Origin of the sequence: Paenibacillus sp. FSL W7-1332 (assembly GCF_037969785.1) — a bacterium.
In the GTDB taxonomy this organism is placed as follows: Bacteria; Bacillota; Bacilli; order Paenibacillales; family Paenibacillaceae; genus Paenibacillus_AQ.
The window spans coordinates 3404059-3429351 of record NZ_CP150209.1 but is presented as its reverse complement, the minus strand read 5'-3'; the positions used below and the strand labels follow the sequence as shown (position 1 = coordinate 3429351).

Here is a 25293-nt window from a genome sequence, read left to right as displayed (position 1 = left end):
CTGTTCCGTGACACATGTTGATCGATTTAAAGCCTCTCCTTAAGTTAACAATCACCAGCAAGCTATTGCCTCTCAATGACAATATTCCAATTGTGATTACAAGCAGCTGGGATGCTTCCGCGCTCCGAGATATACTGTTCCACTAACTCCGCGGTGTCGATCAGTATCTCCCGCATCACTCTCTTCCCTTGGAACATGCTGTAATCCCCTCCTCCTCTGGCCCGGTAGCTGTTCAAGACCACATCCAGCTCCATCCCGCCCGGCAAGTCTGCGCCGTTATATTTCAATTTGCTGACCCTTGATCCCGGCGCGCATGCAATGTTTAATGTATATTCAATGCCTTCCCACATGTCGTAATTATAGTGCTGCGGTTTCGGCTTCATATATGCCGGATTCACGGCAGGAGTCCCGCCTGGGCCGACCGTAAAATAACAGGCTGTCTGTTCCAGCGCGTCCCGGATGTCGAGTCCGGTCAGACGAAGTACGACCAACGTATTCGGGTATATGAAATTCGTAAGGATATCCCGTCTTGTGATAATCTCTCCGAACCCCTTGGAATCTTCACTGAGTAATGACGTACATGAAACGTTGACACCCGCATATTCCATCTGCACGCGATGGATAAACTCGATAAAAGGATGCTCCGCCAGCCGGCAGGCTGCAGGATCGTTCATGCCCATGTCACCCTCGACTCGTCCGATCGGCTCGTCGAGCCATGCCTGGGTCCGTTCTTCCAACTGCTGGCTGGAAGCTAATACCACTGTGTCAGTCGTTGTCCCAGTGTCCGGTCGCAGCAACTCGGCCCGTTTCTCCACAACCATCCAGCGTTCCTGTGCCTTCACCAGATCCACACGGATCTTGCCGATGGCCTGTCCATTGAAGCCGGGTTGGACAACTGTCACTCCGTGGACCTGCGCGGCCAGCAGCCGATGCTGATGCCCGGTGATGAGCACATCGATGCCCTTCACCTCGGCACACATGGCATAAGCCTGGTTCTCCCCGGTGATGCTTTCCGCCGGCTCCCCGGTTTCCATATCGCACTCAAATCCGCCGTGGTACGCCACGATCATCACATCGGGGTGCTCCTCCAGACGGATGCGCGGCACCCATTCCTTCACGGTTTCCAATGCGTCTTGGAATTCGAGACCCTGAATGTGGGACGGATTCTCCCAGCTCGGAATGTAGTGTGTCGTCACACCCAGAACCGCCACCCGGATGCCGCCGATGTGCTTGATTAGATAAGGCTTACCAAAGGCGGGCTCCTTGCTATCCTGCAACCGGATTCCGGCTGACAACCAAGGAAACCTCGAATCCTGCACCGCTTTTTCAAGCGTCTCCATACCATAATTAAATTCATGGTTACCCGGAACAGCTGCATCGTAGCCCAGCTCATTCAGCGCACCAATCAACGGATGGATATCCGTTCTGCTTTTAACTGCATAGGAAGCCAGCGGAGAGCCTTGAATCAAATCTCCGTTATCGATCAGCAGCAGATCCGGATGGATGAGCCGCTCTTCACGGATTAGGGACGCCAGCTTGCCGAGTCCCATATCCCTTTCGTCCCGTGTCCGGTAATCCGTAGGGTACAGATGTCCGTGTAAGTCGCTGGTGGCCAGCACGGTAATCGTCATTTTATTCGTCGGATTCATACCATCTCTCCTGTTCACAACATATTCAAGCCATTCTATCAACTGAAATGCAGTTTTATATTAAAATTCCAAAACTTTACAAAGAGTTATCATTTCATTGACAGACCATTAACACTCCCTCCGTATAGTGGAGCAGGTAAGACATGTCATTAACTTATAAATGGAGGTCATTGTTTTGAAAAAATGGATGAAAATCACCATGCCCCTGTTATTGTGCGTCGCTGTCATCAGCGGATGCGGCGGCGGAAATACCGACACCGGCGGCAAAGCCGCGGCGAACGCCGGGCAGGAGAACTCGCAAGGCACAAATACAGACAGCAGCGCGACCACAGAATCTACCGGGTATGTCCCTGATAAACTGACGGTCCAATTCGTTCCTTCCCAGAATGCCGATACGCTTGAAGCCAAAGCCAAGCCGCTCGAAAAGCTGCTGTCCGACAAAATCGGTATCCCCGTTGCGGTCAGCGTATCGACTGACTATAACACGATTGTAGAAGCGATGGCATCCAAAAAGGTGGACGTTGGCTTCCTGCCGCCAACCGCGTATGTTCTTGCCAAAGAGAGAGGCGCTGCTGAGGTTATACTGCAGGCCCAACGTTATGGCGTTAAGGATGAAACCGGCGAGCCTACGGATGAGCTTGTGGATTTCTACAAGGCGATGATGATCGTGAAAAAGGATTCTGCCATCCAATCCGTAGCCGACCTGAAGGGCAAAAAAATTGCCTACCAAAACGTTTCATCCTCTGCCGGTTATGTGTGGCCTGCGGCGGTTTTGATGGATAACGGGATCGACCCGATGAAGGACGTCGAGCCGATTACGGTAAAAGGCCATGACCAAGCCGTCCTTGCCGTGTTGAACGGCGATGTCGATGCAGCTGCCATTTTCCAGGATGCCCGCAATGTTGTCAAGAACGATTACCCCACCGTATTTGAAGATACACGCGTACTGACTTATACGGAGAAAATTCCGAACGATACGATCACCGTGCGCTCCGATATGAGCCCGGAATGGATTGAGAAGCTGCAAACCGCGTTTATCGAGATCGGCCAGGACGAAGAAGGCCACAAGATTATCTCGGAAATTTACACGCATGAAGGTTATGTCAAATCCGATGACAGTCGTTTCGAGATTGTCCGTGAATATGGCAACAAGGTTAAGACCGAGTAAACGATAAGGGACTGGGTGCCATGATTGAAATTCGCAACGTTTCGAAAACATACGCCAATGGAACCAAAGGACTGAACCATATCAATCTGACGATCGGCCGCGGCGAATTCGTGGCGATCGTCGGGCTGTCCGGCGCCGGTAAGTCGACCCTGCTGCGGTCGATGAACCGGCTTCACGACATTACCGAAGGCAACATCGTGATCGACGGTAAATCGATCACAGCGGCCAAGGGCAAAGAGCTGCGGCGCATCCGAAGAGATATCGGCATGATCTTTCAAAGCTTCAACCTTGTGAAGCGCTCCTCCGTGCTCCGCAATGTGCTCGCCGGACGCGTCGGGTACCACTCCACCCTGCGCACCCTGCTCGGCCGATTTCCGATGGCCGATGTAGATCTCGCTTTTCAGGCACTCTATCGGGTAGGCATCGTCCAGAAAGCGTATGCCCGGGCCGACGAGCTGTCTGGCGGACAGCAGCAGCGAGTCGCGATTGCCCGAGTGCTTGCGCAGGAAGCCAAGATCATACTAGCGGACGAGCCGGTTGCTTCCCTCGATCCTTTGACTACGAAGCAGGTCATGGATGATTTAAAACGAATTAACGCGGAATCCGAAATTACGACGATCGTGAATCTGCATTCGATCGATCTTGCCCGGCAGTATGCTACGCGGATTATCGGATTGCGCGCCGGGGAAGTAGTCTTTGACGGACCTGTATCGGAAGCGACGGATGAGCGGTTTACGGAAATATACGGACGGCCATTCGGCAAGAATGAGGTACTGGAGGAAACGGCTGTATGAAGATGGAAATGGAAACGGGGCCGTTTAAACCATCAGCTCAATCTCCTCTCCTTCGCCCGAAACCACCTGGCAAACTGAAGCAATACATGACTACGGCTTTCCTGCTGCTTCTCGTCTGGGGCAGTGCGCAGCAGACGGACGCTTCCTTCATGGAGCTTGTAGAAGGTCTGCCAAATATGCTCGACCTGCTGCGGGAAATGTTCCCGCCGAAATGGAGCTATCTCGACAACATTTTGGAAGCCATGCTGGAAACGATACGCATGGCGCTGATCGGGACCACGCTGGGCGCCGTCCTGGCCGTTCCGGTGGCGCTGCTCTGTGCAGATAACATGGTCAAGAATCGGTGGATCACCTATCCGGTTCGCTTTCTGCTAAACTTGCTCCGCGCGATTCCCGACCTTCTGCTCGCCGCCTTATTTGTTGCCATAGCAGGACTCGGTCCGTTACCGGGGATTTTTGCCTTATCCGTCTTTTCACTGGGTCTGATAGCTAAACTCACCTATGAAGCGCTGGAAGCGATAGATCCTGGACCGCTGGAAGCGATGACCGCTGCCGGAGCAAATCTGCCACAGCTGATCGTGTACGGTGCTGTCCCGCAGGTTCGGGCGCATTTCGCTTCTTATACGCTGTACACGTTTGAAATCAATGTCCGTGCCGCTGCCGTGCTCGGTCTGGTGGGAGCTGGCGGGATCGGTCATTATTATGAAGTGACACTCGGTTTTTTTGAGTACGACAAGACATGCATGATCATCATCTTCACCCTGATTGTTGTCCTCTTGATCGACTATCTTAGTGCGAAATTGCGGGAGAAATTGTTATGAGCCAATCATGGAACGACATCGTTCCCCAACCGAAAAAAAGCCGGCTCCGCTGGCTCATCTACGTTATACTGGCCTTCGTTTATGTCTGGGCCTTCTCCGGTATTCCGTACTCTGGCATAAAGGAGACGGCTGGTCAGGTGACAAAGGCTATTTTCTCAGGTTTGCTTTCACCCGATTGGGATTTTGTCTATTTACCAGACGGAGAGGATTTGCTGCGAGGCTTGCTGGATACGTTGGCTATATCCATTCTGGGGACGATCATCTCGGCGGTCATCTGTATCCCGTTCGCTTTCTGGGCCGCGGCCAACATGACCGGGTCCATATTCGCCTCCGGATCAGGCAAAGTGCTGCTCAGTCTGATCCGCGTCTTTCCTGAAATCGTAATGGCACTGTTGTTCATCAAGGCAGTGGGCCCCGGCTCTTTTGCAGGTGTGCTGGCACTCGGTTTGCATTCAGTAGGCATGCTTGGCAAACTGTTCTCCGAAGAGGTGGAACAGATCGATACGGGCCCGACCGAAGCATTGATCGCTGCTGGCGCGACACGGTTGCAAATCGTCCGGTTCGCCGTATTGCCACAGGTACTGCCCGGTTTTCTGTCGTATATCCTCTACCGCTTCGAAATCAATCTCCGCTCCGCCACCATCCTGGGCGTGATCGGCGCAGGCGGCATCGGGACACCGCTTATTTTCGCGCTGAGCTCACGAAATTGGGACCGCGTCGGCATTATTTTGCTCGGAATTATTGTCATGATTACCTTGATCGACTTGATTTCGGGCGCGATTCGAAAAAAGCTCGTTTAACGGAGGGCCATGAATAACTTTGGAAGTATCCTCCATACTAGTGATGAACAACATCTTACAACCAAGGAGGAACCATGATGCTCGACATTTTGGAAAGCGACTACAACTGCGCGAATGCCGGCGACGATCTCCATCGGCTCAAGCAAGAGCTTGCCACTCTGCGGGAACAGGGTACGGAAGGCCAAGAAACACAGGAACAACTCAACCGATTGGAGAATCAAATCTCCTTCATTATGAACAAATGCGATATTAACCATTAACGTTTAATCTACACACTTCTTCGAGATCTGCAATGATCTCGCCATTACCTGCATGACGTAATTGATTTTGAAAGGTATCTGACACCTCGAAAACTCTCCATGATTAAAAAACCCGTATCCGTGAAAGGATACGAGTTTTTTTAGTTTCGCTATTATTCGTCAATCTGCTTGATTCTTTTAAATATGTATGAAATATGAATTCCTAACTAAACAAGGCTTTTGTGACATAGCCACCTAGCTGAACAGTCGAATGAAAGACATACGCAGTCGGACTGTTAAAGTAGCAGGGTTGTCCTACTCGTTCTCGAAAAAAATTAATACAGAAACCGAACCTTTTTTTGATAGAGAGACAATATAGGGTGTAAGCCGCTTACCCAGGAGGGCCCTCTGAATGCAAAGTGAATACATGTTTCAATTACTCAAACAAATGAAAGACGGTGATCAACAGGCGTTTCGTACGATGTATGATGCCACCTATCAGGACGTCTACCGGACCGTTTCCTTTCTGGTGGATCATCCGCAGGACCGGGAAGATGTCATGAATGAGATTTATATGCAAATGTGGACGTCTCTTGCCAATTACGACACGAATCGACCTTTCCACTTCTGGCTGCACGGCTTGGTCATCCGTCAAGTGCAGAGATTTCGGGTCAAGCGCTGGCGGAGATTTCGAATTTTCGAGCGCATCCGTGACTTTGCCCGGGAAGAATCGCATTGGGATCAACCTTCGGTGTTGATGGACGGCACGAACCAACTCATATCGCAGGCAATCCAAAAACTGACGGATAAACAGCGAGCGGTCATTATCCTCCGCTTTTTTCACGACTACACGCTGGAGGAAATCGCGACCATACTCGATATTCCGCTGGGTACGGTCAAGTCCAGATATCATGCGGGCATCCAGGCGCTCCGAAAAAACATATGGAATCTCCCCCCGGAAAGGATGGAAAAGATCAATGACTATTGAACGTAAAATCCGAGAGCATCTGCGCAAAGAAGCAGAAACGTTGGATTGTCCTCCGGCCATTTCCAACCGTATAGAGCAATCCTATTCACAATATGTGCTACGACAAAGGAGCGGAAAAACCATGAAAAAACGTTTTATTGCTGGCATCGTTGCTACTGCCATTTTGATTCCAACCGCAGCGTTTGCTGCCCCTACCCTGATTGAAATACTGACTAGAACACCGATGACGGCTGAACAAGTCAAGTCGGATGTAGTTGGGAGAGCAACACTCGAAAAGCTGTACAGCGCATTTCCCGAAACTAAATCGTTTGAGATTATCGAGGCAAGCACGGTTCAAGGTACCCAAACCAGCATCATCCTCCAGGAAAAAGGGGGAATTGGCAAAAAAATCACCCTTCATACCAACAGCAAGACGGGTAAGATTGAACACGTGATTCAAGAGAATTGGGAGCCTAAGGATAAGCCGCTCACGGCTCTAACGGATCAGGACATCAAGTCGAAGGTTGATGATCTTCTGAATAAAATGTATGGCAACATGGAAGAGTATGAGTTTGCTTTGGAGAAAATGGAGAATCCGGATCAGAAAACGTTGATGTTGAATTACACCCAAAAGGGATCAGAAACACCCTTATATCAGGTATTCGTTCAGGGCAATTCAATCAGTGTTTCTCTAATTGGAGGTGAAACGAAATCTGCAAACCATAAAGTAGAAGGTTTCTTCACTATCAATGGCAAGCCAGATTATTTTGCAGATGCCTATTTGAATGACGACAAACTCTTTTCTTTACTAAACATGAGCCCAATTGAACTCAAACAAGAATTAGCAAAAGGTAGATCTGTAGTGGAGATCGCCGCCTCTAAAAATGTCTCAAAACAACAAGTTGTGGATGTCATTGCAAAAACTCAGGTTGATATACAAATCCAAGGTGAAGCTAACGGGGAGATTCCAAGCAACAACCTTTCAATGGAACAAATGTTAAAAACTATTGAACCCAAAGTATTACAAGTTATTGAATACAAATCGGATACGCCATCCAAGAAATAACGCACTGATCAAACAAGGAAAGCCGGATTCCTTCATGTAGGAAAACCCGGCTTTTTTATATGAATCCGTTCTAGCTGTGAGAATGCGATATAAACAATTGGAAGTTTAGGTTATAACTCTTGTAACGTCGCTGCATCGCGTAACAAATATTCCGCAACCTCGGCGGAGATATGATTCCCTTTTTGTGCATGGACTTCAGAAATGAAACTGCTTAGGTTTTGTTTTTGCAATTTTTTCAGCAGACTGTTAGCAATCCCTTTGTTATCAATGGTTCCCTCGTCTGCGAAACGTTGAACCAGCTCCTCAAGAGCGGCATAACTTGTTTTCACCTGAAAGTCTATTGATTGTATAGATGAATTCCCTGTTAAATCAATTGCTTTTATCGTAAACGTATGTGTACCCTGCTCAAGTTTGTATAACGGAATATCAGTTAAATCCGTTAATACGTTTCCATCCAAGATGACTTCGGTTTTTGCATGGTTGACACCTGACAGAATGTCCGCTACTTCAAATTTGGGTTGAAACACGCCCGTGTTATATTCTGATGTTACAACTTGATATATCGTGATCTCCGGAGCTGTCCAGTCCACCGTAATATGGCTGGAGGCCTGAAAATTGCCGTCTTCCGTCGTTGCCGTGATAACAGCCCTTCCTTCCTCTACGGCTGTCACGATGCCATGATCGTCTACCGTTGCCACCTGCCCTTGATTCGTGCTCCATGTAATATTTTTATTGGTTGCATGATCCGGCATAACCGTTGCGTGGAGCTCTCTACTCCGGCCGGAAGAGGAATTAAACACAAGCTCCGGTGTATCCACTATTATTCCAGTAACGGGTACGTTATCAACGATATGCTCAACGACGAGTTCATTTAACGCGATGTTCCCCCATATCCGATTCCCGTCATTCACCTTTAACCGAAGTTTATAGGCGTTTACCGTTGGGAAAGAAACGCTCTGGCGTTCTTTGGTGCTGTCGTTCAGATTCCATTCCACCGATGCGCCAGATAATGCCGTCACCCAACGGCTACCGTCAAAATACTCCACATCAAAATTGGTAATACCCTGACCGATCCCAAAAAACGTGACTAACGTAACCTTGTTGACCGGTACCCTATGATTGCCGTAGTCAAGAGTAATATAACCTGGAAAGGTTACATCTCCGGTACTTCCCCATGCAGAGTTCAAATTGTTGTCGATGATGTTAGTAATGGTGCCTGCCCCCGTCGCAAAGGTCGTGGTGACCATATCTTTGGATAGTTCAGGATTGTTATACAATTCAAGCTCGTTCAGTGCGATTCGCCCCGATGGGTTAACACCGTCATGGACCTTCAATCTGATTTGAGAGAATCGAGTAAGTGGAAATTCCACGGATTTGATCTCATTTGCGCCCGTGTTCAAATCCCAAGTCAGATTGATATTGGTGCGTAAGGGAATCCATGCCGAACCATTACGGTATTCAAGATCAAAGTTCGTAATACCCAAATCCTTTCCGTATCTTGTATTAAGCTTCAATTGATTGGCCATAAGCGTTTGCTCGCCAAAATCGAGCGTGATATCGTTCGGAAAGGAAGGCGAAGTATCGGTTTCCCATGCCGTGTCGTAATCATTATCAATGATATTTTCAATCGGTCCTGAAGACGACGTTTGAAATGTCGTACTTGCAGCTGCCTGCGTAGCTAGATTGTCGACAGGTGTGCTGGCAGGCCGTTTCGGAACGATGACGATCGGATCAGGCATGTTCCCGGCTGGTGGAACACTGCCCTCGTATTCGTGGGCACCGATATCGGGAGCGCCATTATATAACGGGTTGCCAAAATAATCCCTTCCTCCGTTATCGTTTATGCGTATGCCTGCGCCTATTAGTGGTGAAGTCGCTTGCAATTGGTACCCGTTCACTGTATCCATGCCATTGCCGCCGCTTCCGGGATCAACCAATTTCGGATCGTCCGTTATCTTATGGGCATCAGCCTGCACTAATGTGTTTCCTCCGTAATATGCGTTGTAGTCAAATGTCTGACCCGTCAAGTCCCATCCCTTATCGCCGACGCTGTAGTACACATTATTATAATTATGAATGTTGCGCGGGGCTCCCGAAGCCTTGGTGAAGTAATCGCTCATCACCGGGTTCCCTGATGATTTTCCTACGTATATCGTATTATTGTAGTTGTAGACGTTATCAATGGATCCGCTGTATCGGAATATGCTTTTTCTGTCGTTTTGGCTGATGTTGTATCTGACGATGGTATTGATTGTGTTGTAAGTGTCGTTTACGAACAGCATGAAGCCGCCAGCGTTATCATGACTGTAATTGTACTGAACCAACGAATTGATGTTTCCTGCATCAACGTCGAAGCCATGCCCGTCTTCCGCGCCGTTCACACTGGCAAACGATTCGTTGAATTGAACGAGGTTATTGTCCGCATACGCCCACCAAATGGAAGCATTGGTTGCCAGATAGGTAGCTTGTTGGACGGTGTTGCGCTCGACCACCGCTCCATCGGTGACATTCCACGCGATCCCGCCGGTTGCGGCTCTGATGACGGTATTATTGGATATTTTCACTTGGGTGGACGGCGTCCATGGCCCGTAAGGTTTAGGTACCCATGGCCATAAATCGCCCATTCCGTAGCGCAAGATACAATTAGAGCCAATGTAAATGCCATAGGCATCCACATCCGTCAGTATATTACCGTCAATGAGAATATCGTTAAATGCGCTGGGTGTAGTCGAACCAACCGAATCGAAAATAATGCCTCCGGAGCGTGTGGTATATGATCCATCGACATCATGGATGTTCATGTTTTGGATATAGATGTGATTCAATAGACCAGCTTCCTCATTCAAGATATAGACACCCCGTCTTTGGCCCCGCGGATTCTCCCAATCTCGATCAAAAGGCAGCGGCGAGCTGTTTGTCACCTCCAGGTTGTTGATTTCCCAATACTCCTGGTTTTTCAAAAAGACGGCTTCCAGTTCGGACGTAATCCCGGCGATTAATGGTTTGCTTCCGGAACCGTACATATCGATAATGATCGGATTTCCGCTTGAACCGGAACCTTTAGGCCACAGCCTGCCATTCCAGATTTCCCCAGCTTTGAACAAGATTTTGTCGCCTGGGGCAAAGGTAGTCGCGTTAACTTTGTCTAACGATCTCCACGCAGAGTCTTGACTTGTGCCGTTATTCCTGTCATCGCCCCCTGTACTGTCCACATAATAAGTGGTTCCGGCAGCTAAAGCGTCCGACGGTGAAGCGGTAACCCAATTGCAAACCAAGGAAAAGATAGAAACCATGCAGATCAACTTTTTGATAAACGATTGCCTCAATCATCTTCATTCCTTTCATTTTTATTTATGTAATGCCAAATGGGCAGTTACATTTGAAATTTACCGTACAACTCCTCATTCAATACAACGTGCGCATCGGTTATTCGCTCACGTATGTACTCTTCATATTTGTTATCGATGTAGTCCTTTAACACTTGTTCTCTTATTCCGTCAAATGCCAGAAACTTGGTTCCCCTCTGATCTTTCTCCACGGATTGGATGAGATAGAAGCGGCCGTTCTCTTCAATAATTTCGCTAACCTCTCCTGGATGAAGGTCGACAGAAGCTAGAGCTACCGGACTTCTGGAGTTGTGCCTGTGACTATCCAAGTTATATAACTGCTCCGTAACCTGGCTATCTTGATGGATGTCCTTTGCTGCTTGCTCAAATGAAATTCCGGATAAAATTTTCTGCCTAGCAGTCTCCAATTTCCTTTTCTCCCGAGTTTTGAGAAGGGTATCGACATTCCGATTGGCATCAAGAAAAGATAATGATAATTGTCGTACCTTCACGGTTGCGGGCGCATGATACAACCGTCTCTTATTCGCCTCGTAAAACGTGAGCAGCTGTTGTTCATTCGGCTTCCAGTTTTGCTCCATCAGATGGTTTTTGACCGCTAAGGCCGTGTTTCCCATCACATATTCTAAATAGGTTTCCTCCGTATATTGAGCGGGTCCGAAAACAACCTGATTGTTCTTGATTGCTTGCTGCCTTCTCTCGTTTTCAAGCAAGAGGTTTTGTACAAAACCGTCGTAACTGATATCGGAAAGCACGCCCTGCTCTTTGGCAAGGATCTGTCGAATTTTAAGATGGATGCTGTCTTCGAGCGCCTTCTTTTTGATCAACTCAAGCGGAGTTTCATTTCCGTATGGCGTGGACCAAAATTCGGGCGACTGCGCTGCATCATATTTTTCATGGAAATACTTGATCATTTCAGCTCGATTGGCATGAATAGCTCTTTGAAATTCGCTCACATGAATCACTTCTCCGTCAACTGTCGCGATATAAGTGTCCTCTGGATGTGTTTGTGAAAATTCAGGCTTTGCGATTAAAAAGACCGTCACGATGATCAAAATTAAGATTCCGGCTGTGTACAGCCATTTCAGACTGCAAAATTTCTGTACCATCATACCCATCAGCACCCTCATCATTAGCTTTATTTAATGAACACGCTCCCTACCTAGGCGACTCCAATTTATGTATAATTCATTATAATTTCCATAAGAAAGCGCTATCAATTGTTCCTTTTTTACATTCCTTTCACTTTCTTTACTTGTTCTCATGCATATAAAAAGACGACAGAGGATTGATTCCTCTGCCGCCTTCTCTTTCTATATTCTCTTTTCTTGATTGCTGCAATATGGCTTGCAATCGAATCATGACACTTTTTTATGCTTGTCCGATGACCGTGAAGTTGAAGCCCGACATCCGCTCCGTTATCCGCGTCTGTTCCCTTTTTTGAATTTCATGAGGGACCAGACAACCAATAGCAGCAAGACGGACAGACATACGCTGATGCTGACCCGGTTCTGTCCGTCTATCAGAAACAGGACAGCGATCACCGACAGGCAGAGCGCAGTTACGCCGGTTATATAGGGGAACCCCCATACCTTAAAGCTGGGCTGCATCGGATAAGCTTTGCGCAGCTTCAGCTGCGAGAAGCAAATGCAGATCCACACGAGCACAACGACAAACCCCGGCACCGCCATCAGAACCCGAAACAGCTGGTCTTGCGCAATCAATCCAAGCAAGGAACCCGCTAATAGTATGATCGCGCAGAGTTTCAGCGTATTAAGCGGGATGCCTTTGCTCGTGGTCTTGGCCAGGCTTCGTGGAGCCTCCCCGGCAGCTGCCATGGAATAAATCATGCGCGTCGCACCATAGATACCGGAGTTGGCTGCCGACAGCACAGCCGTCACCAAAATAAAATTCATAATGTGAGCTGTTCCCTGCAATCCCGTAGCGGACAACACTTGAACGAAGGGACTTGCCTCTCCCCCGAGCTGATTCCACGGAATCAATCCGCATATGATCAGAATCGGCAGCGTAAAGAACAAAATTACCCGCAAAATAAAATTGCGCACGACTTTCGGCAGGATTTTCTCCGCATTCTCAGTCTCGGTTAATGTGAGACCGATCAGCTCGGAGCCGCCATACGAAAAGGTAACGACAAGCAGAGCCGAGAATATGGCGAACCATCCGTTTGGTAAAAAACCGCCGTGAGCGGTGAAATTTTGAAGGTATGGGGTGTCTGAACTCGGAATAATACCAAACATCAGAAAACTTCCCAGCACAATAAAACTAATAATCATGGCGATTTTGATCCCGGCAAGCCAAAATTCCACTTCGCCAAAGCTTCCAACACTCATCATATTAATTAAAATAATGAGCGCAGCACTTGCTAGGCTGAGCAGCCACAGCGGAACCTCAGGAAACCAGTATTGCAGAAAGCTGCCTGCCGCAATCACTTCAATCACGCATACCGAGAGCCACATGAAACAATACATCCAGCCCATGACAAAAGAAACCCGTTTTCCAAAGGCTTCCCGTACAAAATCTTTCATGTTCCGGCCCGGATACACCGTAGCCATTTCTGTCATTGCTCCCATTACCACCAGAAGCAGCAGTCCTGCAAAGATATAAGAGAAAATTACGCCCGGACCGGCGAGACTGATCGTCTCGGAACTTCCTTTAAATATCCCGGTGCCGATTACACCGCCCATTGCCATAAAGCTGATATGCCTTGGCCTCAATTTCTTCTGTAATGAAACTTCATCTTGTTTTGCCATTAACATATCCCCCTGATGACTTTCAAATTAACCTATTGATAAGTATAACCTTTTCTGCTAAGGAAACAACTTAAGAAATTCGCAAAGTTAAGAAGGAAGCATGATCGTTCTAATGCCTCTTATTCCTTAACAACGGTTAACAGATTGTTTTCGAGAACGGACAATAAAGAGCCCGGGTGGCCCCAGGCTCTTTATTCATCTCGATATGATTGCCGCCAGCTTTTGCGATTAATATGAGTACAGTGCTTTTGGGACGGTCATCATCGCATTACATTCATGGCTTCCCCGTCGAGACGATTCTGACATTGCTGATTTTGGACATGTTACCTGAGGTATCGTACGCAACGATAAAATATTGATACGTTGTATTCGGCGTCAAGCCGCTATCCTTATAATCCGTCGTATTCGACGTTCCAATGACGGTATTATTCCGATAAACCTTATACTCTGCAATTCCCGCATTATCGAATGAAGGCGTCCACTTCAGTTCCACGGATGAATCGGATACGACTACCGCTTCTTCGATGGTTGGCTGGATCGGCGCTTCGGTATCCGCGATGGTCGGTGACCACCAGTTACCCGAAACGACAATCATGCTTAGAAGACGCAGCGTGTTTCCAAAATAAACGTCATCGTTCGTAGAAATGGAGGCGTTGTGGTCCCATAATCGGTTGAGCCACTGCTGATTCGCCGGATTAATCATGGCGCTGACCATCATTGGCGCAGAAAATGAGGTATCCGTATAATTCACGAGTGCTTTTGACCCGTCCAGCTTGTAGCCGCCATATATTTTTCCCGGATCATCCCCGGTCACTTGGCGAATCCATGACGTCATTTTATTTAGCTGCTCTTTCGCACGGGTTTCCCCGGTCATAAGAGCGTCCGTGCCGAGCCGCCAAGGAATGCGCGAAGAGTTATAACTGAAATCCCCGTCTGTTTCAGACTCCAGGAATTCCGGATCTGCCGGTGCATAGCTGCCGTTTTTCTTCTCCACAAAGTCGGGCAGCAGCCCCGCATTCGGACTGTACTTTTTGTATACTCCTTCGCTGATGGAATAGGTCTTGTCGATGACCCGATCCCAATTGGCGTCACCGCTCGCATTTTTGAAGTCTTTCAAATGCTGAAGCATAAAATCGGAAGGACGCGTAGCGCTGCCATACTTAGCATCGTTGTCGCTCACCCAATCAGCAAGCTTCAACGTCCACTCGGCGTGATTGACATCGCTCTTCATGATCGCATCGATTACTTTTTTGGCTTCGGACAGGTAATTGATCTCACCGTCGCTTCCCCACTGGCGATCCGCAAGGAGCAAAGCGTACGCGATATCCATATCACCATCTGTGGCCGAATCAACACCGCCGACATTTACGACGGCCTGACCTGTGTCGCCCTGCTTCCAAGCCATCAGCTCCGGGTTGATCTTGCTCGGATGTGCTCTGAAATATCGATATAGTCCGTCAAAATAAGCCTTGGCCTTAGGATCATGACCCGCCATGTGTGCGGTGATCAGCATCCCGTATCCGTGCGCTTCCGAAACGGTCATGGGTTGATAATTGACCTTCAGCTCCTCGTCATACTCCTCTTGAAACCAGTCCCCGTCGGCATACCAGACGTAGTACTGATCCGGCTCCGAAGATTGGAGATACGGCTTCTTTTTCAAGTATTTCTGCTTCCATTCATCAAACAGCCGGGCAACGGTCGCATCCAGCTGCGCTTGTTGCACATGATTCGGCTTGATCGAGCCGGAGCTGTAGGCTGTATGCTGCGGGAACGGTTTGTAAGGCCCGGTGCCTTGCAAAGAAGTCATCGTTTTCAAGCGAATTTCTGCAGTCGGCAGTGATTCAACGCCTCCCATAGTGACGGCAGTCACCTTGTACCGATATTCCGTTTCGGGCGTCAGCCCGGTATCGGCATATGTTATTTCCTTGGTTGTTCCAACGTGACGATCGTTGCGGTATATATGATACCGATCCGGCGCTTTGCCGGAAGGTGCTCTCCAGGTCAGGTCGATTTGAAAAGGAGACACGCCTTTGCCCGCCAAACCATCCACAGCAGATGGAGGTTCATTCCCCTCGGCATGATCCGAAGTGCTTACGGTGACTGGGCTTGAATTGTCTCTTCTGCCAACGGACTTGATCACCAGATTATATTGGATATCCGGATTCAATTTGTCGATAACGACGCTGTACTGGGACGTTCCCGACTTCACTGGCACATAAAGGCTCCAATGTTTGCTGATCTTGTCATCCTGTTCATAAATGCGGAATCCTCTTACCTGCTCATTGCTCGAAGAAGGTGTCTTCCAGGTCAACGTAGCCTTGGCACCTTGGAGCTTAACCTGTGCTCCCTCTACCGGATTCGGTTTGGTGTCTGTTCGTTTGATACCGTAATGATCGTACACCTTCAGCCCATTTTTCCCATATCCGCTCTTTCCTTCATCTTCAATAGCAGCCGTGTAGGCATCGAATTTCAAAATTTGATCCGAAACCGACACATCCGTAAACATTTTTTTCTTCGGCTGATTGTTAATCGCTGCGAAGTAGTCGTCATACGGCTCGTTTTTATAATAGAATTTGTTTCCAAACGCGTTGGACATCAGATACACCGTTCCTTGAGGATTGACGACATTGCCTGCTTCGTCTTTTTCCAGTTTTTTCGGATCGATGACCTTGTCCCCATACATTTGGAAGGAACGCATGTACATATGATCGTGAGCCTCGAACACCATATCGATGCCAAGCTCGTCAAAAACAGGAATCAGATTTTTCCGGTAAAATTCAACGCGATCCCCTTCCCATTGCGCGGAATTATCGCCGGCTGCATAAGGCGCTTTGTGAAGCGTGACGAACTTCCACTTCTTGTCGGTCTTCGCCACCGTGTTCCTCATCCAATCAATCTGGTTCCAAAATTGTTCATGCTGATCGTCGTCCCAATCGACGGAGCCGTCTTCATTCAGCTTGCCGTCAAACTGCGAGTTGTACACCATGTAAAGCGCGTCGCCGTATTCAAAAGAATAAACCGACCCATCATGAGTCGCATCCACCACTTTCCGCGGCAGATTGAAATGGTTGTAAAAGTTATTATTCGGCGTCGTGGCATCCCCGTCCCAATCCGATACTTCGTGTCCGCCCAGTACGGGTACAAATGGCACTTTCATCAGATGCTCCTGCGCGAGTCCGAGCATCCACTGCCACTGCTCCTCCAAGTCGCCATTATCGACCAGATCGCCGGCATTGATCAGAAATTTGGGGTTGCCCATATGTTCGTAGGCTTTCTTGAAGGTATCCGCCCATGGTTCAAAGCCTGATTTGCTTGAGGCTTGAGAGTCGGCTCCCACGATAAACCGATATGGCTTCGGTGTTGCCGTATCGGTTGTGAACGATCCAACGGAGCTCCATATTGAACCATCGCCTACCCGGAATACATAATCCGTTCCCGGATTTAATCCATTCGCGCTTGCTTTATGGCTGAAAAACTTTTTCTTCTTTCCGGTCGTTCTGTCGCTCTTGGTCATATACGTCGAAATTTCCTCCGAGGAGCCGGTGAATTCAAGAAATCCCTCTTTCGGAAACAGGTTTCCGGTTCCCGTTGATTCGGCAACCTGGACTTTCGTTGCGGCCGACGTATCCGTGTACCAGGCGAAAGCCATGCTCGTTTTTGGATCTCCGTTCAGGGTCATGTTAATAAGTTTCGGCTGAGAGACGGCTCCTACAGTCGTAAAGCTCCACTCGATATTTCGAAGCAGAGGGGAGCCGTCTTTTCCTTGGACCGCGGTTTGGAGTATTGTTACCCTGTAGCTCTTCCCTTGACCTAATCCGCTATGCCTAATACGCAATGTCGTCTCGTTTATGACTTCGACGGCAATGCTTGAAACAGGCTGATTCTGGCCATCCCGTACCGTGATGTCCTGTTTGGCCGTTACCGTGATCGGTTTGTTGAACTTAACCTCAATCGGCGTTGTCACGGCTACCTTTTCGGCACCTTGTTCCGGCACATAGGATACGTCGATGGTAGGCTGTTCAGGCGTTGTTCCGGATATCGGTTCCCCGGTTACGCGAATGTTCCGAATTTTACTGGAACCTCCCGATCCAATGCCATTCGGATTATCTTTGGGGTTGGTTGGCTTATTGGAGTTAACCACCCAGCGGATATACAGCATTTGCTTATCGTCTGCATTCGGCAGGGGGAGGTTGCGGAGTAAGCAGGCTTGATTCGGACAATTGTAACTCGAAACGATATTCATCTGTACAGTGCCTCCCGGAACATCAGTCCATACCGTTCGGTCGGTGCTTACCTGTACTTTGAAATCGTTAGGCGCAGAACCCGAAGAGCTTTGCTCCGAGGATAGTTTGACATTCTTGTAGGCTGACGTAGGAACCATGGCCAACCAATATTTCTTGCCCTGGCCATTGTCCCAGCCCTGATAGCTGATGTCTTGGGCTTTACTGTCGTAGTATTCAAAATATCCTCCGACCTGTTGGAGGATGGAGGAAGACTTGTTGAGTCCTCCGGTTGCAGGATGGATGCCTCCTTCTCCCTTGTTCTTGAAGACCCATTCGGCGATTATGGCTTCTGCCGCTTTCCCCGGTCCATCAGAGGCTAGCTCGGGCTTGGACGTCACGGAGTCGGCATGAGAATTTGCCGGCAGTGTCCAGGGGATCAACAATAATGCTAAAAACAATAAGAACATTCGCTTTGCATTCCGTCCTCTTTTCTTCTTGATTCGCATGACTTTGCAACCCCTTTCCCGTTCAAATATGAACGGTTTGGCTTGGGGATTCGATATGAACCCCGCCTTCTTGAATATATCCCATGTTTTCTCGGGATTCTCGCGGGATCTTATTTAAAAATGGCCATTTTCAACATATCCTGCTGTTATTTTGATTAACAATTCAGGAGGCTTCGGGTACAATGAGGACATCATGACCTAACCGGATTTCGTGAGAGGTGATTTGACATCAACTTTTTTTGTTCCGATCCCTTTTATATCAGTCGAGAGAGCAAATCCCGATCGAGTATTCCTTCATTCCACTATCACGACGCTTATGAAATTCTGTACATTGTCTCAGGCGAGCTGCATTATTGTATTGGAAGCCAGCCGTTTCAGCTCGTGGGCGGTTCTATGCTGCTCATTCGCAAGAACGACGGACACCGTCTGATCAATCCTAACGGTGCCCCATTCGAAAGAGTAACCCTGCTCTTTCAAGAAGAGTTTTTAGGCAGGTTGTTGACCGAGGATCCGTCTTTTCATCCCCTCTCCCCTTTCCAAGCAGGTTCCGGTTCCATCCGTTTAAAGGGTCAGGAACAGGGGTATGTCGAAGGGCTCTTTGCGAGGATGGCCGCCGAATCGGCTAACGAATCCCCAGAGTCGAATTTCTATCTCAAAATCCTGTTATCCGAGCTTTTGGTGTTCATCCACCGTATTCTGAACAGCGGCCGCCAATACATAACTATCTCTACCAACCAGGTTCATCAGCGTATCTCCCATATAGCTCACTTTATCAATCACCACTACGACCAGCGCCTCACTTTAGAGGAACTCACCAGCCGGTTCCATGTAAGTCCCTCCCATCTTAGCCGAACCTTCAAGGAATCGACGGGGTTTACCCTGATCGAGTATGTGAATCACGTACGGATCAAGCAAGCGTGTCATTTGTTGAAAGAATCCAATATGCAAGTTTCAGATATCGCCGAAAGCGTCGGCTTCGAGAATTCAACCCATTTCGGTCGCACGTTTAAAACCATAATCGGTCTCACTCCCCTGAAATTCCGTAAAATTCATCAGACGAATATACAGCTGTAAACAACGTTCTGAGCAAGGATGAAATGTGGGCGCAAAGGCGAGCGCTGACGCTTGTCCGGAATCGATTCGTCCTCTCCGCTACGCGTGCAGATTGCTTACTTCTAGACGCAAAGAAACCGTTCTTTGGTAAAATGGAGGGGCGACCCAAACCATTAACGAGAGGAACGGTTTCTTTTGTACATACAATACACCATGGACCCACTCTATCTGCCAGTGGATGCTTGTACATTTGGTTTACATAACATTTATTACGTGATGTTTATCTTTCGGGGTGCAATTCATGGATTTTGGATATAAGATCGACTGAATTGGTATGGAATGCTTCGTTTGAATCCGTCCAGGCTGATTTCAGAAAATAAGAGGCATGAAACCGCCATCCTTGATGATCCGGATTAAAATCCAGTTGAATCTCACGCCCCGGCCTTCCACGGTACACCTTGGAACCCGGCATGCGCCAACTGCCAATTCTAGTGATCCTGTCCGGATTCTGACCCGTGATATATGTAAACCGGTCATTGTAAGGAATATCCTTCAAATAAAACCTTGGACATCCTACAGCAAACACATGGATTCCCCGATAATTAAACTTCTCCTCCAAATAAAGACCTGCCTTATAAGCGATCACGCCTCCGGCGCTGTGCCCGATCAGGATCAGCTGCTCCGAACCAGCTGCATGCTCATGGATGATCTGTCCTGCTTCCATAACCCGCTGAGACTGCTCTCGAACCAAATCATAGCCGACTTGCGTAAGCTGCCGGGCAAGTAGACGGACTAACGAGGAACCCGATATGCCGATTGCCATCCCGTAAGGAAAGATCATCAAGATTTTGGCATTCGGATATCTTCGGGCAACCTCGCTTGCAGCATCTTCAAAATTATTTCGATAGGTCAGGACACCGGCAAAAAAGCACACCACCGTCCGGCACTTTATCGAGCATGTGCTATAGGAGGATACGAACGTTTCTGTCATGACTTCACAATCCACCTCCAAAAGTATTCCATTCTTACGCTGTAACCATGTGAGAAAACCCCCATAACCACAACGCGATTTATATCTGCATTGTAGCATGAGGGTCCTCTTAATTTCATATCCGGTTCACCTTATTTTTTGGCAGCCAACCATTGAGACAGCACATTAATTTCGTCTTCCGTCAGCCTGCCTTGGAATGCCGGCATTCCATTGCGCCCATTTGAAATAATACCTGCAATTTCGCTAGCGTCGTGCTTGGAGCCTACATTTTGAAGGCTGGGGAAATTTCCGCCCCCGCCTAAGTCGGTAGCATGGCAAGCCATGCAGTTGGCATTGTACAGCGTCATAGCTGCATCGTTGTTGGCATCCCCGCCGGTTGCTCCTTCCTCTGGTGCTTGTCCGCCGTTTTCTGCAGGAGCCGGAGCCGGATCTGCTGCATCATTACCACCACATGCCACCACAGCAAGAGCAAAAGTCAATAGCAATACTAACAGTAATCCTTTTCTGAACATGGTTGAAACTGCCTCCTTTTGTAAAATGCAAGCTATACTAACAGCCCGCCCTTTTTGCTGTATTCCATAATTCCATCCACTGTGCGATAAGCAAGAGCCCCGACCGTGCCGGTCGGATTATAGCCGCTATTATGCGGGAAAGCGGATGCGCCTACCACAAACAAGTTTTCCATATCCCACATTTGCATGTAGTTGTTGACGGCTGAATTGCCAGGGTTCTCTCCCATAATCACCCCGCCGGTATTATGAGTCGATTGGTATGTCGTAATTTCGTAAGGTCCCAGTTCCTTTAATTTCATGATATTCTGGCCCCCCATCTCCTGCACAATCTCCGCGCAGCGATCGGAAAGATACCTGGCCAACTGGCGATCCTGCTCTTCGAAATCAAACGTGATTCGAATCAACGGGTCTCCGAATGCGTCCTTATAGGTGGGATCCAAATCCAGGTAATGATGCCGATAAGGCATCGAAGAACCTTGAGACCCTACGGTCAGTACACTGTTGGCATACTTCAAGGAATTCGCCTTAAATTCTTTGCCCCAACGCGGTGATTCCTCCGGAACAGGATTGTTTTGAATAGGCCTTTGTCCGGTTACCGTATGGGCAATATTCCCCCCATGAATGAACTTCAGGTCTGAGTGATCGAAATTGTCGCCGTTAAAATCGTCCACGCTCATCCCTAGGCTTCCTGCACCTGCAAACAGATTGAATTTGTCCTCAAAAAATCCGGCGGCATTCCCCTTGATCACCTGATAGGCATAGTTTTTGCCGATCACGCCCGTCCCGCTGGACGAGTCGTATGGTTTGCCGATTTTCGAGAGAAGCATCAAACGGGTATTGTTAAATACATATCCCGTCGAGACGACGATATCGGCCGGCTGTTCGATTTCCTCCCCGGTCGTTAGGTCCGTGTACATGACGCCCGTTGCCTTACCACCCTTATGCAGAATTCTACGAACATAGGAATGGGTGCGGATTTCGAACTTTCCGGTTTTTTTCGCAACAGGAATCACGGTAACGACAGGATCCGCTTTCGCTCCGTATTCGCAGCCAAACCGCTCGCAGTATCCACAATACTGGCAAGCCGCTCGAGAAATGCCATCCGGGTTCGTATAGTTTTCCGACAGATTGGCTGAAGGAACCGTATACGGATTGAGTTTCAGGTTTTTCGCAGCATCCGCAAACATCTTCATGGATGGCGTATGCAGCATAGGCGGTGTTGGGTAAGGATTCGAACGTTTTCCTGCCAAGGGATTTTCCTCGCCGGAGATGCCGGTCGTCTTCTCGAACTTATCAAAAAACGGCTCGAGCTGATCGTAGGTAATACCCCAGTCCTGGATCGTCATTTCCGGCGGTATTTTATCTTTCCCATATCGTTCTTCCGTCATGCTCCGGATTTTAAAATCGTAGGGAAGGAAACGGAACGTTTGCCCATTCCAGTGCACGCCGGCTCCCCCAAGTCCCTCCCCTAACAGAAACGATCCATACTGCCTCATCGGTAGTGCACGTATTTTTTCGGTGCTCCGGAATGTAATCGTTTCTTTGGAAAGGTCCTGCATCAAATCGTACCGGAGCGCGTAACGGAGCTCATCGTGAGCCATGTAGTAGTCTTCCGTTACCCTTTCTTTACCTCTTTCCAAACCGACGACAGATAAACCCTTCTTGGTCAATTCCGAGGCGATAATCCCGCCAGCCCAGCCGACGCCGATAATGACAACATCCGTTTTCGGTAATTTTTTGGCCATATGCGTACTCCTTTCGCTATAGATGAGCTGTTATAGGTGATCCTTTAAACTCTTCGGCGGGATGACGGTGAAATTCTTCTCAATAATATTCGTGTAAGCCATTTGGTTACCCGGATATTGACGCATCGTCCAGCCCTGCATATTTTTGTTCCCGCCATACAACGGATCACTGTAGACCCCTTCCAATGTGCTGCTGCGGAGCAGGTTAAAGAACCCGCTGGCCGAGATCGTTGTCAATTTGACCTCATCGTTCTGGAAGGCAGTTAACACGGCATCCTGTTCCTCTGGTGACAGGCTAGGGAAATCTTTCTGATACTTCTTTTGGCTGTAGTTCTGAATCTCGCGTAGACCAATGTAGAATATCTCCCGTCGTCTTAATCGGCCCTGATAACCTTGCGTTTTCTCTCCAACATAGAATGGGGGCTGCATATAATCTCTTGCATTGAACCCCCAATCACCGGCCAGCTGATGGTCGATGAAGAAGGCTGCGCCGAGTTCTTTAGCGCCCGGACCGTTCTCATCCGCAGGAAAAATACGCTCTACGGCTGCTTCCGTGATCCTGTATTGCTCCTGGTTAAAGAACATTAATGCTTGGTTGTAGTTGTTATCATTCTGTTCAGGTGCCGGTGCTGCAGGCGGGGTTTCCCGCTTCGGCAAAAGATATCCGAGTACACCGCCCAGCACGACACCTCCCACGGCATAACCGGAGTTTCTCAGAAACTTCCGCCGTGTCATCGTCTGCGAGCCGTCAGGCTTCGATGGTTTGGTTTGTTGTTCGTCTTGTTCGCTCAAACTCTCAGCACCCCTACTCTTCTTCATTTTTGAATAATGGGTATTGTCCCCATCAAAATTTCATTCATACATTATTCTCCATCCGGGCATGATAAAATTACTAACCGATATGGAGGCGAATGCTCATGAATCAATTGTGGAGCAGGTGGAAAGGCCCGATTATGGGCTCGGCACTGCTTCTTTCTTTAACAGCCTGCTTAAATCAAACCGACGACAATCAACAAAACGCGCAATCCGTGGATCAGCATAATGCCGATGCCGTTCACTTGCACAGCACCGACGTGATCCCTAGCTATCATGGACCGAAAACCGAAACAACCAATGTCCATGGCAATACCACAAGCGGGATGGGCATGTCCGTGTACAGCATGATCGGCTCATCCAGCCTGCATGAAGGCGGCGTCTCTTCCCATGTTCAGTCAAGACTTGCAGGTCTGGGCATTGATGGAGTGAAAGCTTTTGTCCTCAATGACACGATTATTCTGGCACGTGCAGAATCACGCGTTTCTTCTAACCACTATGACAACATGCAGCAAAAGGTGTTAAGTCAGACGGAAGGAATGTCAGGCAAAGGCGAGCCGGATGAAGGAGTAAGCGGAGCAAAGAACGTGGACAACGATAATATGTCGCAAGCCAAAGAGCAAGTGAAGAACATGTTTAATGAAGAAGTGCAAATTCTAACGGTAACGAATCCTCAAGCTCCTGCGCTGATCGACCGAATTGCCTCGAAGCTGCATGATGCGCCGCGCGACGAGTCGATCGCCAGAGATATTACTGAGCTGCTGCATATGGCATCGGATAAAAAATAAATAAAGGAGTTGATCATATGCCTCTGGGAAACATCGGAGTGACAGGGCTGATCCTCATTCTGTTGATCGCCTTGATTATTTTCGGTCCTTCGAAGCTGCCTGAACTGGGCCGTGCCTTCGGTCGAACACTAAGCGAGTTCAAAAACTCAACGCGTGAACTGGTTTCGAGCGAAGATATCCATGATGGAGATAAATTGAAATGACCCAGCACGAGCAGGGACAAGAACAGGAGCAGCATATAATAGAGCACTTAACAGAGCTCCGCAAGCGGATTCTCATCACATTGGGCACCTTTTTGGTAGCCCTTTGTGCCGCTTTTCTATATGTTGAACCGCTGTATGAAATGCTGACTCGCGACGTGGAGGGTCAGCTTCAAATACTGGGACCAACGGACGTGATTTGGGTATACTTCATGATTGCAGGCGTTATAGCTCTTGCGGTGACGATGCCTGTTGCCGGATTTCAGGTATGGCGGTTCGTCGTACCCGGTTTGAGTACTGTTGAGCGGCGTGCATCCCTGGCTTACATCCCTGCGATCGGAGCCCTTTTTCTATTGGGTTTGGCCTTTGGCTACTTTGTCATATATCCCATGGTCCTGTCCTTCCTGGATTCGCTGTCGCACCATTTCATAACAGCTTATACTGCCGAGAGATATTTCCGTTTTATGGTGCATATGACCGTACCGTTTGGTGTGCTGTTTGAAATGCCCGTCGTTATCATGTTCTTGACCTCGATTGGCATTCTGAATCCGCTCCGCTTAGCTAAAATGCGGAAAATCTCCTATTTGCTGCTGACGATTGCAGCCGTAACCATTACACCGCCGGATTTCGTGTCGGACATCCTCGTCATTGTGCCCCTGTTCCTTCTATATGAGATCAGCGTTGGATTGTCTCGAATTGTATATCAGAAAAGACTGACCAGGCTGGAATTAATAGGTGAGTAAAAACCAGCTTCGGATCAGGGACGCTGTGTATGAATACTAAAAAAGCTTGGAGATCTCTTTTAGATCCCAAGCTTTTAATATATAAGCAGATATATATAAT

The 25293-nt window shown here is 48.4% G+C and carries 20 protein-coding genes; 11 read left to right on the top strand and 9 right to left on the bottom strand.

Going from position 1 to position 25293, the window contains the following annotated elements:
* Positions 1 to 62: 62 nt before the first annotated feature.
* The gene (locus MKX98_RS15260; protein ID WP_339223907.1) at positions 63 to 1649 is read right to left on the bottom strand and encodes a bifunctional UDP-sugar hydrolase/5'-nucleotidase; all 1587 of its coding nucleotides are present in this window, start codon (positions 1647 to 1649) and stop codon (positions 63 to 65) included.
* A gap of 160 nt (positions 1650 to 1809) precedes the next feature.
* Here MKX98_RS15260 and MKX98_RS15255 point away from each other — a divergent pair, with 160 nt between their 5' ends.
* From MKX98_RS15255 to MKX98_RS15225, 7 genes are all read left to right on the top strand, one after another.
* Complete coding sequence (locus MKX98_RS15255) at positions 1810 to 2817, top strand: phosphate/phosphite/phosphonate ABC transporter substrate-binding protein (protein WP_339223905.1); 1008 nt, start codon at positions 1810 to 1812, stop codon at positions 2815 to 2817.
* 20 nt (positions 2818 to 2837) lie between these two features.
* The gene (phnC, locus tag MKX98_RS15250; RefSeq protein WP_339223903.1) at positions 2838 to 3611 is read left to right on the top strand and encodes a phosphonate ABC transporter ATP-binding protein; all 774 of its coding nucleotides are present in this window, start codon (positions 2838 to 2840) and stop codon (positions 3609 to 3611) included.
* Entirely contained in the window at positions 3608 to 4432 is an 825-nt protein-coding gene (gene phnE, locus MKX98_RS15245) for a phosphonate ABC transporter, permease protein PhnE (RefSeq protein ID WP_194542515.1), read from the top strand. The genes phnC and phnE (MKX98_RS15245) overlap by 4 nt, the downstream gene beginning before the upstream one ends.
* Positions 4429 to 5232, top strand: a complete 804-nt coding sequence (gene phnE / locus MKX98_RS15240) for a phosphonate ABC transporter, permease protein PhnE (RefSeq protein ID WP_339223901.1) — start codon at positions 4429 to 4431, stop codon at positions 5230 to 5232. The genes phnE (MKX98_RS15245) and phnE (MKX98_RS15240) overlap by 4 nt, the downstream gene beginning before the upstream one ends.
* A 77-nt stretch (positions 5233 to 5309) precedes the next feature.
* Entirely contained in the window at positions 5310 to 5492 is a 183-nt protein-coding gene (locus MKX98_RS15235; RefSeq protein WP_339224453.1) for a DUF2524 domain-containing protein, read from the top strand.
* Between the two features lie 391 nt (positions 5493 to 5883).
* Positions 5884 to 6459, top strand: a complete 576-nt coding sequence (locus tag MKX98_RS15230) for a sigma-70 family RNA polymerase sigma factor (protein ID WP_220685390.1) — start codon at positions 5884 to 5886, stop codon at positions 6457 to 6459.
* A complete protein-coding gene (locus MKX98_RS15225) occupies positions 6449 to 7504 on the top strand; it encodes a hypothetical protein (RefSeq protein ID WP_339223899.1) in 1056 nt (351 codons plus the stop codon). Before MKX98_RS15230 ends, MKX98_RS15225 begins: the two co-directional genes overlap by 11 nt.
* Before the next feature lie 110 nt (positions 7505 to 7614).
* On the opposite strand, the gene MKX98_RS15220 is transcribed toward MKX98_RS15225, so the two are convergent.
* The 4 genes from MKX98_RS15220 to MKX98_RS15205 form a co-directional block, all read right to left on the bottom strand.
* Complete coding sequence (locus tag MKX98_RS15220; protein ID WP_339223897.1) at positions 7615 to 10797, bottom strand: discoidin domain-containing protein; 3183 nt, start codon at positions 10795 to 10797, stop codon at positions 7615 to 7617.
* Between the two features lie 80 nt (positions 10798 to 10877).
* The gene (locus MKX98_RS15215; RefSeq protein ID WP_339223895.1) at positions 10878 to 11960 is read right to left on the bottom strand and encodes a peptidyl-prolyl cis-trans isomerase; all 1083 of its coding nucleotides are present in this window, start codon (positions 11958 to 11960) and stop codon (positions 10878 to 10880) included.
* A 306-nt stretch (positions 11961 to 12266) separates the two neighbouring features.
* Entirely contained in the window at positions 12267 to 13619 is a 1353-nt protein-coding gene (locus tag MKX98_RS15210; RefSeq protein ID WP_339223894.1) for an amino acid permease, read from the bottom strand.
* A gap of 274 nt (positions 13620 to 13893) precedes the next feature.
* Complete coding sequence (locus MKX98_RS15205) at positions 13894 to 18309, bottom strand: glycosyl hydrolase family 8 (protein ID WP_339223893.1); 4416 nt, start codon at positions 18307 to 18309, stop codon at positions 13894 to 13896.
* Positions 18310 to 18576: 267 nt separating this feature from the next.
* Between MKX98_RS15205 and MKX98_RS15200 the strand changes: the two genes are divergently transcribed.
* A complete protein-coding gene (locus tag MKX98_RS15200) occupies positions 18577 to 19422 on the top strand; it encodes an AraC family transcriptional regulator (protein WP_339224451.1) in 846 nt (281 codons plus the stop codon).
* Positions 19423 to 19681: 259 nt separating this feature from the next.
* On the opposite strand, the gene MKX98_RS15195 is transcribed toward MKX98_RS15200, so the two are convergent.
* The 4 genes from MKX98_RS15195 to MKX98_RS15180 form a co-directional block, all read right to left on the bottom strand.
* Positions 19682 to 20392, bottom strand: coding sequence for an alpha/beta hydrolase (locus MKX98_RS15195; RefSeq protein WP_339223891.1), 711 nt, complete (start codon positions 20390 to 20392; stop codon positions 19682 to 19684).
* A gap of 131 nt (positions 20393 to 20523) precedes the next feature.
* Positions 20524 to 20904 carry a cytochrome c gene (locus MKX98_RS15190; RefSeq protein WP_071221684.1) on the bottom strand — a complete coding sequence of 127 codons (381 nt, stop codon included), beginning with the start codon at positions 20902 to 20904 and terminating at the stop codon, positions 20524 to 20526.
* Between the two features lie 32 nt (positions 20905 to 20936).
* Positions 20937 to 22649 (bottom strand): GMC family oxidoreductase, encoded by a 1713-nt coding sequence (locus tag MKX98_RS15185; RefSeq protein ID WP_113060162.1) that lies wholly within the window; start codon positions 22647 to 22649, stop codon positions 20937 to 20939.
* Between the two features lie 30 nt (positions 22650 to 22679).
* Positions 22680 to 23384 (bottom strand): gluconate 2-dehydrogenase subunit 3 family protein, encoded by a 705-nt coding sequence (locus tag MKX98_RS15180; RefSeq protein WP_339224449.1) that lies wholly within the window; start codon positions 23382 to 23384, stop codon positions 22680 to 22682.
* Positions 23385 to 23566: 182 nt separating this feature from the next.
* On the opposite strand from MKX98_RS15180, the gene MKX98_RS15175 reads away from it, so the two are divergent.
* From MKX98_RS15175 to tatC, 3 genes are read left to right on the top strand one after another with little or no spacing between them, the layout of a single operon-like run.
* Complete coding sequence (locus tag MKX98_RS15175) at positions 23567 to 24250, top strand: hypothetical protein (RefSeq protein WP_339223889.1); 684 nt, start codon at positions 23567 to 23569, stop codon at positions 24248 to 24250.
* A gap of 17 nt (positions 24251 to 24267) precedes the next feature.
* The gene (gene tatA / locus MKX98_RS15170) at positions 24268 to 24453 is read left to right on the top strand and encodes a twin-arginine translocase TatA/TatE family subunit (protein WP_071221680.1); all 186 of its coding nucleotides are present in this window, start codon (positions 24268 to 24270) and stop codon (positions 24451 to 24453) included.
* Positions 24450 to 25193 (top strand): twin-arginine translocase subunit TatC, encoded by a 744-nt coding sequence (gene tatC, locus MKX98_RS15165; protein ID WP_339223885.1) that lies wholly within the window; start codon positions 24450 to 24452, stop codon positions 25191 to 25193. The genes tatA and tatC overlap by 4 nt, the downstream gene beginning before the upstream one ends.
* The last annotated feature ends 100 nt before the right edge of the window (positions 25194 to 25293 follow it).

Bases quoted from the DNA above. Each gene is read 5' to 3' on its own strand.
- MKX98_RS15260 (WP_339223907.1), bottom strand. From the start codon at position 1,649: ATGAATCCGACGAATAAAATGACGATTACCGTGCTGGCCACCAGCGAC.
- MKX98_RS15255 (WP_339223905.1), top strand. From the start codon at position 1,810: ATGGAGGTCATTGTTTTGAAAAAATGGATGAAAATCACCATGCCCCTG.
- phnC (WP_339223903.1), top strand. From the start codon at position 2,838: ATGATTGAAATTCGCAACGTTTCGAAAACATACGCCAATGGAACCAAA.
- phnE (WP_194542515.1), top strand. From the start codon at position 3,608: ATGAAGATGGAAATGGAAACGGGGCCGTTTAAACCATCAGCTCAATCT.
- phnE (WP_339223901.1), top strand. From the start codon at position 4,429: ATGAGCCAATCATGGAACGACATCGTTCCCCAACCGAAAAAAAGCCGG.
- MKX98_RS15235 (WP_339224453.1), top strand. From the start codon at position 5,310: ATGCTCGACATTTTGGAAAGCGACTACAACTGCGCGAATGCCGGCGAC.
- MKX98_RS15230 (WP_220685390.1), top strand. From the start codon at position 5,884: ATGCAAAGTGAATACATGTTTCAATTACTCAAACAAATGAAAGACGGT.
- MKX98_RS15225 (WP_339223899.1), top strand. From the start codon at position 6,449: ATGACTATTGAACGTAAAATCCGAGAGCATCTGCGCAAAGAAGCAGAA.
- MKX98_RS15220 (WP_339223897.1), bottom strand. From the start codon at position 10,797: ATGGTTTCTATCTTTTCCTTGGTTTGCAATTGGGTTACCGCTTCACCG.
- MKX98_RS15215 (WP_339223895.1), bottom strand. From the start codon at position 11,960: ATGATGGTACAGAAATTTTGCAGTCTGAAATGGCTGTACACAGCCGGA.
- MKX98_RS15210 (WP_339223894.1), bottom strand. From the start codon at position 13,619: ATGGCAAAACAAGATGAAGTTTCATTACAGAAGAAATTGAGGCCAAGG.
- MKX98_RS15205 (WP_339223893.1), bottom strand. From the start codon at position 18,309: ATGTTCTTATTGTTTTTAGCATTATTGTTGATCCCCTGGACACTGCCG.
- MKX98_RS15195 (WP_339223891.1), bottom strand. From the start codon at position 20,392: ATGACAGAAACGTTCGTATCCTCCTATAGCACATGCTCGATAAAGTGC.
- MKX98_RS15190 (WP_071221684.1), bottom strand. From the start codon at position 20,904: ATGTTCAGAAAAGGATTACTGTTAGTATTGCTATTGACTTTTGCTCTT.
- MKX98_RS15185 (WP_113060162.1), bottom strand. From the start codon at position 22,649: ATGGCCAAAAAATTACCGAAAACGGATGTTGTCATTATCGGCGTCGGC.
- MKX98_RS15180 (WP_339224449.1), bottom strand. From the start codon at position 23,384: ATGACACGGCGGAAGTTTCTGAGAAACTCCGGTTATGCCGTGGGAGGT.
- MKX98_RS15175 (WP_339223889.1), top strand. From the start codon at position 23,567: ATGAATCAATTGTGGAGCAGGTGGAAAGGCCCGATTATGGGCTCGGCA.
- tatA (WP_071221680.1), top strand. From the start codon at position 24,268: ATGCCTCTGGGAAACATCGGAGTGACAGGGCTGATCCTCATTCTGTTG.
- tatC (WP_339223885.1), top strand. From the start codon at position 24,450: ATGACCCAGCACGAGCAGGGACAAGAACAGGAGCAGCATATAATAGAG.